The 16310-nt window shown below is 40.1% G+C and carries 13 protein-coding genes; 6 read left to right on the top strand and 7 right to left on the bottom strand.

The features are described 5' to 3' along the window. Window positions 1-20 precede the first annotated feature (20 nt). Genes PE36_RS02990 through PE36_RS02975 form a run of 4 tightly spaced genes read right to left on the bottom strand, consistent with a single transcriptional unit; the run spans window position 21 to window position 4969 of the window. The gene (locus PE36_RS02990; protein ID WP_006030474.1) at window positions 21-1271 is read right to left on the bottom strand and encodes an ABC transporter permease; all 1251 of its coding nucleotides are present in this window, start codon (window positions 1269-1271) and stop codon (window positions 21-23) included. A gap of 35 nt (window positions 1272-1306) precedes the next feature. Continuing rightward, complete coding sequence (locus PE36_RS02985) at window positions 1307-2524, bottom strand: ABC transporter permease (protein ID WP_006030473.1); 1218 nt, start codon at window positions 2522-2524, stop codon at window positions 1307-1309. Then, the gene (locus tag PE36_RS02980) at window positions 2521-3828 is read right to left on the bottom strand and encodes a TolC family protein (RefSeq protein WP_006030472.1); all 1308 of its coding nucleotides are present in this window, start codon (window positions 3826-3828) and stop codon (window positions 2521-2523) included. Before PE36_RS02980 ends, PE36_RS02985 begins: the two co-directional genes overlap by 4 nt. Continuing rightward, on the bottom strand, window positions 3821-4969 hold the full coding sequence (locus PE36_RS02975) for an efflux RND transporter periplasmic adaptor subunit (RefSeq protein WP_043993830.1): 1149 nt from the start codon (window positions 4967-4969) through the stop codon (window positions 3821-3823). The genes PE36_RS02980 and PE36_RS02975 overlap by 8 nt, the downstream gene beginning before the upstream one ends. A gap of 874 nt (window positions 4970-5843) precedes the next feature. Here PE36_RS02975 and PE36_RS02965 point away from each other — a divergent pair. The 4 genes from PE36_RS02965 to PE36_RS02950 all read left to right on the top strand — a co-directional run bounded on the left by PE36_RS02965 (window position 5844) and on the right by PE36_RS02950 (window position 10586). After that, window positions 5844-7310 (top strand): hypothetical protein, encoded by a 1467-nt coding sequence (locus PE36_RS02965; protein WP_006030469.1) that lies wholly within the window; start codon window positions 5844-5846, stop codon window positions 7308-7310. Window positions 7311-7572: 262 nt separating this feature from the next. After that, window positions 7573-8715, top strand: coding sequence for a fatty acid desaturase (locus tag PE36_RS02960; protein WP_006030468.1), 1143 nt, complete (start codon window positions 7573-7575; stop codon window positions 8713-8715). Between the two features lie 89 nt (window positions 8716-8804). Further along, the gene (locus PE36_RS02955) at window positions 8805-9140 is read left to right on the top strand and encodes a hypothetical protein (protein WP_043993828.1); all 336 of its coding nucleotides are present in this window, start codon (window positions 8805-8807) and stop codon (window positions 9138-9140) included. A 144-nt stretch (window positions 9141-9284) separates the two neighbouring features. Next, a complete protein-coding gene (locus tag PE36_RS02950; protein WP_006030466.1) occupies window positions 9285-10586 on the top strand; it encodes an inosine/guanosine kinase in 1302 nt (433 codons plus the stop codon). A 221-nt stretch (window positions 10587-10807) separates the two neighbouring features. Here the strand turns inward: PE36_RS02950 and dacB are convergent, their stop codons facing one another. Then, the gene (gene dacB / locus PE36_RS02945) at window positions 10808-12247 is read right to left on the bottom strand and encodes a D-alanyl-D-alanine carboxypeptidase/D-alanyl-D-alanine-endopeptidase (RefSeq protein ID WP_232286517.1); all 1440 of its coding nucleotides are present in this window, start codon (window positions 12245-12247) and stop codon (window positions 10808-10810) included. Window positions 12248-12400: 153 nt separating this feature from the next. On the opposite strand from dacB, the gene PE36_RS02940 reads away from it, so the two are divergent. Beyond that, window positions 12401-12664, top strand: a complete 264-nt coding sequence (locus tag PE36_RS02940; RefSeq protein WP_006030464.1) for a GIY-YIG nuclease family protein — start codon at window positions 12401-12403, stop codon at window positions 12662-12664. Window positions 12665-12693: 29 nt separating this feature from the next. Here the strand turns inward: PE36_RS02940 and PE36_RS02935 are convergent, their stop codons facing one another. Next, complete coding sequence (locus PE36_RS02935) at window positions 12694-14481, bottom strand: GMC oxidoreductase (protein ID WP_006030463.1); 1788 nt, start codon at window positions 14479-14481, stop codon at window positions 12694-12696. Window positions 14482-14795: 314 nt separating this feature from the next. On the opposite strand from PE36_RS02935, the gene PE36_RS02930 reads away from it, so the two are divergent. Then, window positions 14796-15473, top strand: a complete 678-nt coding sequence (locus tag PE36_RS02930) for a metallophosphoesterase (RefSeq protein ID WP_006030462.1) — start codon at window positions 14796-14798, stop codon at window positions 15471-15473. Here the strand turns inward: PE36_RS02930 and PE36_RS02925 are convergent. Further along, the coding region (locus PE36_RS02925; RefSeq protein WP_006030461.1) for a sulfatase-like hydrolase/transferase at window positions 15470-16310 on the bottom strand (841 nt) is incomplete at its 5' end. The genes PE36_RS02930 and PE36_RS02925 overlap by 4 nt on opposite strands.

The following is a 16310-nucleotide window of genomic DNA, read 5'->3' as shown; positions in this document are numbered from 1 at the left end:
GTTCGTTATTATTAATATAGTTATTCACTCTGTAATGCCTCTAAAGGTGTAATACTGGCCGCTCTATTTGCTGGAAACCAAGCCGCTGCCACACCCACTAAACCTAAGGCAAGAATAACCAAGCCGATAATAGAAAAAGATAATTCCGGTGTTGGCTTTCCGAGTTCTTCATACAAGCTATTTCCTGTCAGCGGAAATGCCTGAATAGAACTGATTAATCCAACCGTCATCCCCAACCCGAGTAAGCCACCTATTGCCATAGTAAAAAGAGACTGAGTCAAATAGTGTGCTTTGATGGTTGCAGGACTTGCACCGACAGCCATTCTTAACCCGATGTCACGAGTCGCACGCTTAACCGCAGCGTACATCACATTCGCTATCCCAATTCCGGCCACGCCTAATGTCACCAAACCGATAATACCCAGGAAGCTTTGTAAACCGATCAAAAAACGCCGCATGGTTTTTTGTCTCAGCAACATATCTTGGATTTGTACCAACTGTTGGTCCTCGACACTGGCACCATACTTTCTCGCAATTACTTGTTTCACCGTGGCTGCGACTTGTTTGCGGTCCACTTGTGGTACTGGCTCGATATTGAGTGCAGAAATGGCGCTGTTGGGGTGAAAACGTTGCCAAGTAGAAAAGGGGACGAAGAGTGACTCGTTCAGCGGTATGCCTTGCTCTACATTGGCACTGCTGCTTTTTATCAATCCGATAACCATAAATTCTTTACTGCCGACTTTGACTTTCTTACCCACTGGATCAATGTCTAGCGCTGGTGGGTTAATCCAATCAAAATCATCCGATTGATTAAATAGCGAAATAGCGGCGCTTTCCCCTATAACAATGACGTTGCGTTGTTCTTTCATGTCCATAGAGTTAAACCAACGACCTCCGGCTGCAATCTTTAAACCCGTCAAGGTTTGATACTCAGGATAAACACCCACCGGGTTTTGCCATGTGCGATGATCTTCAAATGTCACTCGTTCATTCCACTGGGCACTGGGTTGAACATGTTTAACGCTAGGTAGCGCTTGGATCACTTTGAGATCGTCATACTTTAATTTAAGCTGTTTACCTGTATGAAAATTACCAAAATCTTTAGTCGCATAACTGCCAGTCAGATACATCAGTTTGCCATTACCACTCTCTGAACTTCGGATCAGCCCTTGGCGTAAGCCTTCACCAGCCGCCAGCATAAGCGCAATACATAAGGTTGCCCACGCTACAGCAAGAATCGTTAAACAGAGACGCAATTTTTCAGCCGCCATCTCCTGAAAAATTTGCCTTATCGGAAGTAACATCATCAAGCCCTCGAATTCAAAGCAATAACTGGTATAAGGTTTGAAGCCCGTCGAGCTGGAAAATAAGAAGCAAGCAGGGCAAGCACAGTAATAACAGCCAACGACATCCAAACGGCTTCAAGAGTTATCACTGGAAAGCCTAACCACTCTGGCATACCGATATAGTTCAATAATGCGATAATGGCATAAGAAGAGATAATGCCGATCACTGTCCCGCAAGCGACTAAGATCGCGCCTTCAACTAAAAATTGCCCGAGGATATTATTTGGTGTTGCGCCAACTGCCAAACGAACGCCAATTTCGCGAGTACGCTCAGTAACGGATAAAAACATAATATTGGCCACTCCAAGCGCGCCAACAGCTAACGTCATTGCGCCACTTGCACCCAGAAATAACTGGATGCCACGTAACAGGGTCTTAAAAAATACCGCTTCTTTTCCAAAATCTGGCATATATATAGCGCCTTTATCACTGGGATCAAAATGTTGCTGTTTGGCAAAAAATGACTGTAAACTCTTTCTCAATACTACACCTGAAATCGCGTCAGCAGGTGACACCAATAACATCATTGGCTTACTTTTCCATATGTCATTAAATGTTGTGCTGGGGATCATAACCTGGCTTTCTTCATTATTTAATGAAATACCATTTTCCTTTTTTTGGCTCACACCAATAATAACAAAAGGAATGCCATTAACTTTTAATTCCCCGCCAACCTGTAGATCACCAATTTCAGCTAGTTGCCAGCCAACCATCGCTACACGATTGTGATTGTTTAAATCGCTTCGATTAATTTTTCGAGATTGTTTTACTAATTTCAGATTTCGTAATGCAACAAATTGGTTATCTATCCCACTGACATAACCCGGTAACATATGCCCTTTAAGATCGGTCACCTTTGCATCCCACTTTCCATAAACGACAGAGATATTCCGCACCGCGGATTGCTTAACGAGTTGGCGCATTTCATTCTCGGAAGGTGATACATCTCTTTGTGCTGAAAATCCTTGCCACGCCTTTGTCGTCTGCCCTGGAAATACAATTTGCGTATCACTCATCAATAATTCAAACGATTTAGTATTAGTTTGATAAAAACCTTCACCTAAACCAACCAACACTAATACTGAAATCACGCCCCACACAATAGCAAGAATGGCTAAAAAACTACGTAAACGGTGAGCTAGTAGCGTTTGAATTGTTTGAGACAATAACCCTGTCATGATTGCAAAGCCTGCGAGATCAAGGCAATGGTATTGTTATCTAACTTTCCCACCGACTTAAGCAAGGATATGCGGTGTTGCCAGTATTGATAAAACCGAGATTGCAGCGCGTTTTTACTACCAAAAAGGCGATTATGCGCATCGATCACATCCGATGCATCAGCCAATCCCGCGTCATACACGACTTGCTTAGTTTGTAATGAGCGCTGGCGGGATTCTACCTGTTGTTGCGCAATTTCAATACGCTGCCAATCAATGGATAATTGAGAGTATCGATTTGAAATCGTGTTGTTAATACGAATTTCGACCGCGCGGGCCTCTTCTTTGGCTCGCTTTATCCGTAACTTAGCCCGATCTACATTTGCGCTGGTGGAGCCATTTAAGTCCAGCGGCACGCTTAGGAGCAGGCTGGCGTTAAGCGTATCATCACCATTATTACCATTGTTATTATGGCTACCGTTGTAACCGAAAGATCCAATTACCGTTGGGTAATATCCTGCTTTGGCCTGATCTTTTTCAAATTCAATCACGCGAATATTTTGTTTCGCAACAAGTAGTTCCGGGCTGTTGTTATTAGCCAGTTTTAACCAGTCTTTTTCACTGCTCACAATCAATTTTGGAGGCATAAAGTTGGTCGTATCAATTTCATTGACTGTATTTGGTGCAAAATTAATTAAAGCGATTAATATTGCCTTTTTATCGGCTACGTTGGATTGGTTTGCTAAGATCTCAGCACGCTCATCGACATGATTTGCGCGCATGTCTTCCAGTGCTGTTGAATGAATAGCCCCCGCCTTATAACGCAGCTCGGTAATATGCAGCATCTTTGTTCCTTCGGTGAATTTCTGCTGTGCTAAACGAAAATCACCCTGCGACTGAGCAAGATCTAAATAAGCCTTAATAAGGCGTGCGGCCAGATCATTGTGGCTCTGCTTAAACTTTAATTGCGCAGTCACAAATACTGCTTGAGATTGGTCCAATGCTGACCACTTGCTACTATCCCAAATCGTTTGGTTCAAACTCAGCTTATAGCTGTTGGTATTACTACTACCATAGCTATTATCATTCCAATTGCTGCTCGCGGTTATTTCCGCGCTGGGCAGTAAGGCACTGCGGCTTGATCTTACTTCTGTTGCGCTGATCTTTTCATCTAATTGAGACTGCTGGTAAGCGGGATCATAATACTTTGCCGCCTGCCATGCCTCTTCAATAGTGAGCGCATAACTTGATATGCTCAAGCTACCCAATATAAGGCCTAATAAAGCATTGCAGCAAAGGCGCTGTACTGCGTTTTTTTTATGCATCTGGCTGACCCATCATCATGCTAACATCGATAATGTTTTCTCCATTTTCTAAACCTGAAAGCACCTCGACGGTAATACCATCAGATAAGCCGAGAGTCACTTTACGTGGGGAATATCCTGTTTTTGATTCATCAGCTATCCATACTTCCGGGTCTTCGCCATTGAAGTTCAGTACACGCTCTGGGATAGTAACTACATCGGTTGCCTGTTTTAGAATGATTTTTGCTGTCGCAGAAAAACCAGAACGAATCGTAATATCTTGCGGAAATTGAATATTACCAACTTCAACTTTAAAGCCATTATCAAAACTTCGACTGCTACTTGTTGTGGTGGCATTCAGCGCCTCAGATTGTACCGCCACTTTACTTAGCGTCCCTTTCATTACCATTCCCGGGTAAGGTGCTAACGTAACATTAACTGACGTCCCAACTTGCAGCTGGGCAGCATCATGTTCACTGATGCTGCCTTTAAAAATCATGTTTTTCATATCTGCAATGGACATCATTTCTGTCGCTGCCTGCCTTGATTCTGTTGAGGTAATAGGTTCACCGACCTCAACTTTTAAGTTCAAGATAGTGCCATCAATAGGGGATATAATTGTCGAGGTCAGTTTTGAGTTACCCACTGATGATTCTCCGCTGCGGATCAGGTCGAAGTTTTGTTTCTTCTGCTGCACATCCGCCAAGTTGGATTTCACATCCGATTTAGCCTGAATGTATTCGCCATAATTCGTCGGAATAATATCTTGTGATACAAGTTGTTTTAAGTTATCTAATTTTTGTTGTGCCGATTCTAACGCGGCTTCGCTGCGCATTAATTCTGTATTAGCCTGTGTTAACGCCGCAGGAGTCGGGTTGGGGCGAACTTTAATCAATGGCGTGCCAGCCGTGACGACATCGCCGACTTGATGATAAATCTCACCTACAATACCGTCTATTTGAGACTTAATCGAAATAGAATGTGCTGGGACGATTTGGCCGACCGCTATGGCTTGTTTTTCAATCGAGCCTAATGCAGCTGTAATAGAAGGTAACTCGTTCTTTTGATTAGATGAAAATATTGTATTGTAATAACCGACACCTGCAACCGAAGCAGATAATAAGACTATGATTAACAATCTCTTTTTTAAAATATGTGCCATATGAAATGCCAATGAATGATCCATAATAAATATTATACATAGTTTAAACATACTCATTTGTATAGTTTTGTATGGTTTTGTTGCAGGGCTCAATAATGCATCTATTTATGTTTACTTGATACATAAAATATCATTGAATTAAATTGACAAACAAAGCTTCAATATTATGCAGCATAAGTCTAATTTAGGATTATGTTGCAAAGTTTAGTCAATGCACCAACCTTCAGGCGCGACTAGGCTGCTAGAAAATAAAACATGTTCCACGGAGTCAATTCTTCAGATGACATCATTTTCCCTGACTTAATTATTGAACAAAGTTCAGCATCTGCTAAGGTCGACTTAGAACCAGTTTAAACTTCCATCTGAGACATTGATGGATTTAATTTTTAATGACTTTACTCGACGATATCATTAAGTTGTTTAACGGTGAATATTTCAATTATAGGAAACACATATCCAGACAGCCAAAGACGCATTTTGAGGGTATCCAGGGCCGTAATATTCACTCCATATTTATCTACAGCTCTATAATCGGCCACTTGCCTTTGAATTTTATGTAAGTTTCATCCTTTAAATACACCAAATATCACCAAGGTTATTTTGTACAATTTTGGTAAATATCCCTTTCACGTAGATTCTTATTTCTAATAATTTTTTCATATCTATGAAAGTAACTTTAACGAGCGCTCTATCGTAACTAACTAAGTCAAGATGATTTTATGCATCTTTACATTGGTAATAAATCAAGATAGTTTTATGTATTTTTATATAGCTATAACTATGTAGCTGGTATAGTCCGCGAAATTTTGTTTCTATCACCAATGATTTAGGTGTTGTTTTAAATAGATAAAATGAATTAATAAAAGGTAATGATATGAGTTGTATTACGAGAAGTTTATTGTGTTTGGCTATAGGTTCATTGCTAGCTGGTTGTGGTGGTGGTTCTGATTCAGATTCTAACTCCTCAGGTGGTGTCGCAACGGCAATGTCAGGGAAGGTTATCGATGGCTACATCACTGGTGCGACTGTTTACCTTGACTTAAACTTTAATAATAAGCGTGATGAAAATGAACCTTTCACTGTGACCAAAGGTGAGGGTGATTTCGACTTAACTATCCCCGCGATGTACCAGAAATGCTCGCAATATGTTCCTGTAGTTGTTGATGTACCAGTTGGTGCGGTGGATAGTGATTCTCCCAATATTCCCATCGATGAAGCTTATTCAATGGTATTTCCACCGTCTTTTTCACTGAACTCGGATAAAGATATTCTCAACTTAACGCCATTAACAACAGTTGTGTGGAGCGAAGTTGAAAAGGAGTTATCAAAATCACAATCATCAGGTTTAAGCTGTGAATCGATATTGGCAGATCAACAGCTTAGATATGATATTGGGCAGAAATTAACAGAGCAAAGCAAACGAGTGGCAAGCCATTATAACGTCACTGTTGATGAACTATATGGTGACTATGTTGCTTCAGATGATGTTGCATTACATGACTTTGCTAAAAAATTAGTCCCTGGCTTACAAAAATCATACGCTGAGACAGTCGAATTAAATGAAGCTAACCCAAATGCCGATCTTGCGTGGGTTGAGTATTATTTAGGTGCGTGGGATGTAACGTTAGAAGCCTATAACCAAAAATGGTATCGCCATCAAGTGATCCTAACCGCTAACGGTAGCTTAAACTCTGAAACTCATTTGGTTTCGGATGACTTACAAACCAAAGGTGCTTTAATTGCACAAGGTGAAATGCTGACAACCGTTCGTTATGGTGTAGATATTACGAAAAGGATTAATTTATCGCGGAGCACTGACAATAGTAAGTTCAAGTGTTATTTCGATGAAATATTAGCGACACAATCATCGGAAGTTATGAATTCCATTGATGTTGAGGTGGATAATTGGGATGAATGTTCAGATAAAGCTATTGCTGGTAATGTTAAACAAACGTTGAAGACAAAAGACTATCAAGACAATGTTTTAATTCGAATGAGTGAATATAGCTATTTACTGGGTAATGATAGTGGTTTTAGTGATTTAATCGGCGTTGCAGATACTGTGAAGGATGAGCAGATTAAAGAACGAATTAATGCTGTTCGTGATGTAATTGTAGACACGGATTTTGATAGCGAAGCAAACTATAGTGCTGATAATTGGTCGCATACTAAATATGCGATAGGTAATTCCCAAGATAAAAATGCACGAGTTGAAACTATACGTTATAACGCCAAAGGCGCGGTAGGATGGCAGTGGCAAAGAGTGACATATTATGAAAATGGGAAGATTACTAATGAGTGTGGTACTTCAGAAGCGAATATGTTGTTAGAAGGGTGCTAGTTTAACACTTACGATTACCAATGAAGAGCCCTAGTTTTATCTAGGGCTTTTTAGTACGAAAAGTTAACTCCGTTATAGAACAAACCTCTAATGAAATTCACAAATTGAAAACGTAATATGTGCTATAGATCAAATTTAACTAAACTAAATAGTCGATAAAGTAACTATATTTGTAACATAGGTTTGCATTAATTAACAACTCAGCTTACACTTGTGCGCTGTTATTAATGAAACTACTTCATCAGGCTTTAGAGATAGTATTATGAAAAAACCACCGTTAATTTGGTTAAACGTATTCGTTTTTGCTTCAACCTTCCTTGTCGCTATTACTGCAGTGCCTTGGTATGGTTATACGTATGGCTTTGAGACATTCGAAGTTGTTGCGATGATCATTGGTATATTTGTATGTGGTTTATCTATTACAGGTGGTTACCATCGGCTTTGGTCCCACCGTACTTACAAGGCGCATTGGTCTGTGCGATTGATTTTTGCATTAGGTGGTGCGTTTGCATTACAAAATAGTGCCATCCATTGGAGTTCTGATCACCGACGTCACCACAAACATGTTGATCACGATGAGAAAGACCCGTACTCAGCAAGTCACGGCTTTTGGTATTCTCATATTGGTTGGATGTTACGTGAGTATCATGCAATGTTGTATAGTGATTATACGAATGTGCGCGACTTACAAAAAGATGCTATCGCAGTATGGCAGCATAAATATTATAACGTACTTGCACTGGTGATGAATGTTGGCGTGCCTATTTTAGTGGGGCTGTTGTATGGTGATGTTTGGGCTAGCATATTATTATTAGGTGTTGCTCGTTTAGTATTGAGCCATCATTTTACTTTCTTCATCAATTCATGGGCGCACATGTGGGGCTCACAGCCTTATACAGACCGTAACACGGCCCGTGATAATGCCTTATTGGCTATCTTCACTCATGGTGAGGGTTACCATAACTACCACCATATTTTTGAAACTGATTACCGTAATGGTATTAAGTGGTACCAATATGATCCGACGAAATGGTTAATCAACGTATTAGCTTGGTGCAACTTAGCCAGCGATTTACGTACTGTACCAGAAGCGCGTATCGAGCAGGCTAAATTGAAGATGGAACTTAAACGCCGTCACGATAAAGTGCAACACTTGCCTAATGCTGACGAAGTTATTTTACGCCTTAATCAAGAATACGACGTATTGTGTGAGAAACTTAACGCTTTTTATAAAGCAAAAATCGTATTATTTGAATCTAAGAAAAAATCACTGAATGAAAAATTTGATAAAATTCAATTTGAGCAACAAATTCGTGATACTAAATTGCAACTAAATCAACTTAAAAACGCCTTCTATGAACAGCGTAAAGTTTGGAATAACATGCAGCTTAGTTTTTCTCACTAGATAACAAATGTATGTAATAACAGTTAGGTTGTAATCTTAATACAGCCTATCTGATTGCCAAGGATGGCATGATATTCATGGAGGATATTTTGATTAAGCATAAAGATATGCGTAAGTATTTACTTGCACATGATTTACCAACCAATGATTTTGGTAACGCCTCGTTTTTCGCCTTTGTTGAATATGTTAGTCCATTACGTAAGTGTCATGTAGAGACACTTGTCAGTTTTGTTCTGGCTGGTTATTGTGAAGGCACTGTTCGTCTTGATCCTAATGACGATCTAACCCAAACCGATTATATGATGAACTTCACGTGTGCCTGGCATGAATGTAGTTTTGACCTTGCGAGTAGCAGTTTTACGATTCGTGGCAGTGATCAGGATAAAATGGGTGGTGATTTTGTCGTGAGGATCCGACAAGCTTAAGCGTCTTTTACCATTTATTTCGATTAAATCTATGTGATCGACCAGAATATGGTTAATAATTGGATCATTAAATTGGTTTTGCTGGTATTTCAGAATTAGACTGGTAAAATCAGCCCCCTTTTATTCTCTCATGCTGGTTCAAATATGAAATTTCCCGGTCAACGTAAGTCTAAGCATTACTTTCCTGTTAATGCAGGTAATCCATTTGTCAAACCAGTAAACATTGCAAATGTAGCTCAACCTGTATTATGTGGTATTGATCAGACACTCGTTGATATTGAAGCACATGTCGAAGATGCGTTTTTAACTCGTTTTGGTTTACGAAAAGGTGAGTCACTGATGATCAGTGATGAAATTGCCGAGCAAATTTATACCGAGTTAAAGCAACACGATCTTATCGTTAGTGAGTTCGCTGGTGGTACAGTAGCGAATACTTTACATAACTACGCGATCTTGTCTGAATCACAGTCACTGCTATTTGGTACTATGTGTGACCAAATTAAAATTGGTAGCTATGCGTACCAATATTTATGTAATACCAGCAGCAAGGTAAACCTTAATTACTTGCAACCTGTTAAGGGCCCGATTGGTCGTTGTTTTACCTTCATCTCTGCTGATGGAAATCGTAGTTTCGGTATCAATGCTGGCTTAATGAATAAATTAACCAAAGAGCATTTGCCTGTAGATCAACTGCAAAAAAGCTCAGGTTTACTTATTTCGGCTTATTTATTACGTTGTGCAGATGACGATCCAATCAAAGAAGCTGCAATGTATATGGTTGAGCAAGCCAAATACCTTAATATTCCAATCATCCTTACACTTGGTACGCGTTTCATTATTGAAGGTAATGAAAAGTGGTGGCAGAATTTCATTAACGAATATGTGACCGTTATCGCAATGAATGAAGATGAAGGTGAAGCGTTAACAGGCTTTAGTGATCCTTTATTAGCGGCTGATGCGGCACTGGAATGGTGTGATCTTGTGCTTTGTACTGCAGGTGCAGAAGGTCTGTATATGGCTGGTTACACGGATGAGAAAAATAAACGTGAAACCAGTGGTCAACTATTGCCTGGTGCCATTGCTGAATTTAACCGCTATGAATATAGCCGTCCAATGCGTTTAGTTGATACCACTGAACCATTAAAAATGTATTCACATATTGCACCGTACCTAGGCGGTCCTGTCGAAATCAAAAATACCAATGGCGCGGGCGATGGTGCCTTATCGGCAATCTTACATGATATGTTAGCTAACTCTTATCACCGAGACATTGTGCCTAATTCAGATAAGCACACGGCGAACTGTCTGGCTTATTCATCGCTTTCACAGTTATGTAAATATGCAAACCGTGTCAGTTATGAAGTATTAGCACAACACTCTCCGCGTTTATTAAAAGGCTTGCCTGAACGTGAAGATTCACTTGATGAAGGTTACTGGTCTAGCTAATCGCGTTAGCGTCAAAGCCGTGTTACTGATTGGTAATATGGCTTGATGGCTTGGTGCGTAGGTAGATAGGTTGATAAAGAAAAATGGCGAATGACTAAACGGATACTCAGTTTAGTCATTCGCCATTTTTGTCACTGTCTCTTTATCATTGATTACGATACCCGAGCTAAGCGCTGATATTGTATCTTGAAGTAACTTGGGTATATATCGTTAACCAATATTTAGTAATGGCTAACGATAGTATTAAAAAATGCCGCTGAATATTGTGTTAATGGTGATGGTTGCTTAGGTTTATCCGCATCGCGTGGTTGCGGGTTATAACCACTGACCATAAGAACGAAAGGTACCATGTGGTTTTTTTCTGTTTTTACAATACCGACTAAATTTGATAAACCTTTTAACGAACCTGTTTTCGCAACTACTTTCCCGGTTAGTTTTTTAGTCAGTAAACCACGACGGTATTGTAATGTGCCGTCCACACCAGATATCGGCATGGTCTTTAATAATTGCAGTTCATCATCATGACTAATTATATATTCAAGTACATTGAACATCGTTTGCGCTGACACTAAATTATGCCGTGACAGTCCGGACCCATCCGCGATCACATTTGAGGCTAACGATAAGCCTTCATCAGCCAAGATTTCACGCATGGCTTTAGCACCATTGCGGTAGTTACCTGGTTGCTGAAAGTATTCTGCCCCTATGGTTTTAAATAATATGTCGGCAATTAAATTATCTGATTCTTTCATCATCTCGGTGATAATGTCTGCCAGCGGTGGTGATTGGTGGTTAACAATGACAGCGGTATTTACTGTTTTAAAACTTTCAACCACGTTACCGGTAAATTCAATGTTGGCCTGTGCTAATTCAGCATTAAGTAATGCGGTAAAATAAGATACAGGATCGGATATCGCAAATGATAAGGGGAGGTTGCGTTTAGAGGGCGTAATACAGCCAAATAAGGTGTAATTATTGTTTGGGTGACGTATGACCTCTAAATCACAAAACTGCGCTTGTTGCTGCTCTTTGCTAATGATATCGACTTGGCTCGTTAAAATGATGGGTTCATATTCTGGAATATAGATTGTGGCTTTTTTAAGATCGGCTGAGCGTCTTAAATTGCCTAATACACAATTATTGTTTATGACTAAGGCTGATGCCTGTGTGGCATAACAGACTGCTTGATCGTTCCAAACCTGACCATTGCCCCAATTATAACCATTAAAGCGACTTTGATTGAGCGTGATATCGCCACTGATCTTTGTGATGCCACTTGCTTTCAAGCGCTTAAGCATGTCACGTAAATCGTCTCTGCTAAAGGTTGGATCACCGGTAAAGTTGAATTCCATCTCACTAATACTTTGTTTACTTATACTGCCGTGCAAACTGGTATTAAAGATATACTCGTCGGTAAGATAAAGTTTTGCGGTTAATGCTGTTAGTAATTTTTGTGTTGAGGCCGGTGTTAATAACAGCTCGGCATTATGCTGGCTGATGGCATTATGACTGACTTTTTCAGTCGCAGTAAAAGGCTGACCAATAATATAAGCGACATTTGTGCCTGATGGCAGCAGCTTTTCTAAAGGCGCTATTTCTGAGGCATGCGTATTCATGCTGATGAAGTAGAGAGTGATACAATATAGGTAAGTTCGTAACATATTATTTTTACATAGTTATCGTTATATGGATGATTATTCTATCTGAGATTGTAAAGCAATAGAATGGGTATAATTAATTTACACTAAAAATTCATAATATGAACTGTTATGATGCAGATATTAGAGTAGTTATTATAAGTTCGAGGCTAAGTTGTGGCGAAAGCGAGTTTATGGATTGTTTATCTTATTGAAACGGATGCGGGTTTGTATTGTGGCATTACGACTGACATGGAGAGGCGTTATCAGCAACATTGTAAAGGAACCGGCGCAAAATTTTTCCGTCGGGCGAAACCGATACGTATTGCTTACACTGAAATTCAACCCGACCGAAGCCGGGCCAGTAAACGAGAGTACGCTATTAAACAACTACCGCGTAAACAAAAACTCGCTTTAATCAATTCAGCTATTTGTTGTTAACACGGCATGTTAGTAATATTTTATAAATACTAAACTGCTTTGGCTATAATGTCTGGTACACCAGCCGTTTGCAGTGCAGAAGGATTACCATCGAGCGCTGCTGAAAAATGGATTGGTTTAATCTTAGCCGCTCTCTCGGCATCAAATACTGGGATCTGCGCCATCGCATGTTCAGTTAAGGCTAAGATCGTCAGCGATGGATTCACCCCTAAATTACCCGCAATAATTGAACCGTCAAGTATACGCAGATTTTTATAACCATATGTCTGACCAGTATCATCAATCACGGCAATCTCAGGATCTTTGCCCATTCTTGCACCGCCCATCATATGCGCTGTGATAGGGGTGCCTGCGATAACCTCTAAGGCGAGATTACCAGCATCACCACCAGAGTATTTAACGTAATGCTCAGCCACTTTATGCGCAATCGGGAAGTAGTTTCTGAGCTTTTCATCACCTTTATGTTGTACCGGTATCCAGGTCGGTTTGAACGGTGAGTACCAAGCACGTTTACTCTCGAGGTGGATATTGTTTTGCGCAGTTTGCATGACTAATAAAATGATGGTGTCTTTGGCTTTACCAACTGGGTTCATCATTTTTAGGGTTTTGATAGGCTGCTTGGCCATGTTAAGCAGCATACTAACAGAGCGTGGAATACCTGATTGCTTTGATGTGAGGGGGACAGACATGCCACCAGTGAATGCCGCATCGCTGCCTTTTGCATAACGCACGATTTCAACTTTCGTTTCATCATCAGGTGAAAAAATTGAAGTAATAGCAGCACCATTCCAAACTTCTTCTTTCTGCTCTTGCAAGGTTAAGCGATTATGTGAAACGGTTAATAATGTTTCTGAGTTTGTCAGTACATTTTGACCAAGGTTCGGGCTTAAGTTGGGTAATGTTTTGTCTACATCTCGCATTTTAAGCAATAACGGCATCGTGCCGAATACACCACCCGATACAACCACTCCTCGTGTCGTTAGGGTGTACTTTTTCTTATTAAATAGTCCCAGACCTTCAGTAATGTGGATGGTATAACCGGCGCTACCATCTTTGATGCCATTCTCATCAGCAATCGGTTCAATCTTAGTTACATTTGATTCTGGGCGGATCTCTGCGCCATTACGTTCAGCAAAGTAAAGGTAGTTTTTATCAAGACTATTTTTAGCATTATGACGGCAGCCTGACATACAGTTACCACAATAAGTGCAACTATTACGTTGTGGACCATCACCATTAAAATAGGGGTCGCCACGATCTTCACCTAAGCGTTCTACATCGATATTCTGTGAAACTTTATCTTCACCTTTTGGATAGAGGAGGCCGCTATATACTGTTTTAAAGGTATCTTCACGTCCCATATCGGTTGCAACGTCTTTTAAGATAAGATCGGCAGGACCAAAGTAGCGGTTTTTTTGTACGCCAATCATGCGTTGTGCTAATGCGTAATAAGGAGATAGGCGTGAGTGCCAGTCGTCATGCATCCCTGTCCAAGATGGGTGTGCAAATATTTCTGCATCTGGAATAAGATGGGTATTGCCGTAAACGAGTGAACCACCGCCAACAGCACTGCCGTGAACGAGGCTTATTTTACGGGTAACCGTGAATGTAAACGGGCCTGTTAATCCTAATTGCGGTAGCCACATAAAACGTTTTAGGTTCCAACTTGAGCGTGAAAACTCTTTGGTTCTAATACGCTTACCACGCTCTAATACTAATACTCGAAATCCTTTTTCTGTTAAACGCAATGCGCTGGCTGAACCACCAAAACCAGAACCGATAATTATCTGGTCAAAATCAAAGTTAGTACTCGACATGTATTACCCCTACTGCTTATCCGCTAGTTTCACACCAAGACTGTGCCTCAAGCACTATATTTATTTTAGAATATCTTTGGTGTGCTCATTAGGTTAATTAAGACTAATGACTGAAATATGTTATCAAGATGTAGTTATCATCGTATGTACCATACTGTAGGTACGTAGTTAAATAATACTAGTAAAATTACTGGGCTGTGATGTTTGGAGGCGCTTTCCTTTATTAAATCGTGTTAGCGCTAACTAGTCAGGGTATTAATGTGAGGGTTATCTCAAAAATAAAATATTGTTGGATATGTCTAATGAGGTAGGAAATGCAAATACATAAAAATATACCAGCTAATCATAAAGGGCAGGATTTTTTTGTGGGTGATATCCATGGTGAATACGATTTGTTATTAACAACATTAGCCCAGTGTCAGTTTAATTTTGAATGTGATCGCTTGTTTTCTGTTGGTGATATTGTCGATCGTGGCGTTGACTCTATTGCCTGCCTTGAATTATTGCATAAACCTTGGTTTTACGCCGTTCGTGGCAATCATGAAGAGATGTTGTTAGCGGATGAAGACAGTGAATTGGCTCGCATTCACCGAAATGCGGGTGGTGAATGGTTTTTTCAGTGCTCGTCACAAGAACAATCTCGATTAAAAGCTTTGGTTGAACAGTATTGTCCCTTTGCTTTTACGATTGAATCTAAGTTTGGAAATATTGGTGTTTGTCATGCAAGTTCTCCGCTACATTGGTCTGCGCTACAAAATGCACGCGCAGATAATATAGAGCTACTCAAAGACTGTGCTTGGTCGACAAAACAATATCAGCAGGTGAAAAAAGGGGAAGTCTTTCATATTAACGAGATCACATTTGTGATACATGGGCATGTAAACTGCGCAAGAGTCACAACGAATTTAAACCAATTGTGGATTGATACGTTAATGCGGACAAGACGATTAACGATCCTGTCCGCACAACAAGCCTATATGGTGATAGCTTAGTGCTTAATTTTTAACTCTTCATTCTGTTTTTGCGCTGGCGCTGCTTTGTAAAAGTAGTTTAACTCAGCAAAAATCTGTTTAAATTGAGTTTCATGCATAGCTGTTCGCGGAATAGATTTGTAATCATTACGATTTCGAACATCATGATTACCTTGACGGCTGAATAGACCTTGATAAGTGAATAATGTGATTGTGTCTTTCTGCAGGATCACAAAGTTATTTTTATCGCCGAGCAGTTGCCATGTTTTAAAGTGACCAGAAAAAAGGTCAATACCATTGCTGTAATCTGAGATCGGGTTCTTGACTGCTGCAAGGTTAGTCAAAATAGTCGGGACCAAATCGGTATTATTAGTATCCTGTTCTATCACGCTTGGCGTTTTACCTGGCCACACAATAAAGAGGGGTACTTGAGTTTGATACGTTGAGTAATTACTGCCATATCCCCACGAGTGATCTTCTGAATCATTAAATTCATTACCGTGATTGGCGGTGAAAATAATGACCGTATTATCATATTGTTTCGATTGCTTTAATTCATAAACAATTTTAGCGACGGCGTTATCAATATAACTGACACTATTTCGATAACTGTTAAACAGTGCGATTTGACGATTAATTGCTTGGCTATTTAAGTCTTGAATATTAGGGTAGAACAAAGCAGGAAAACCATTTGGTGTTTCCATGTTCTGTACTGATTGTAAACTCACGTAGGCAAACCAAGGAGTTGACTTATCTTGCTGTGTTATCCAGCGACGTGTTTCCCGCACTGTTTCATTATCTTTTTTTGTACCCGCTACTATGGTCGTGTTTGGGCCTTCCAAGTTAATGAATGTGGTT

Source organism: Moritella sp. PE36, from assembly GCF_000170855.1.
GTDB lineage: Bacteria > Pseudomonadota > Gammaproteobacteria > Enterobacterales > Moritellaceae > Moritella.
Note: the sequence above shows the minus strand (reverse complement) of the source record. Positions and strands in the feature narration are given on the sequence as shown.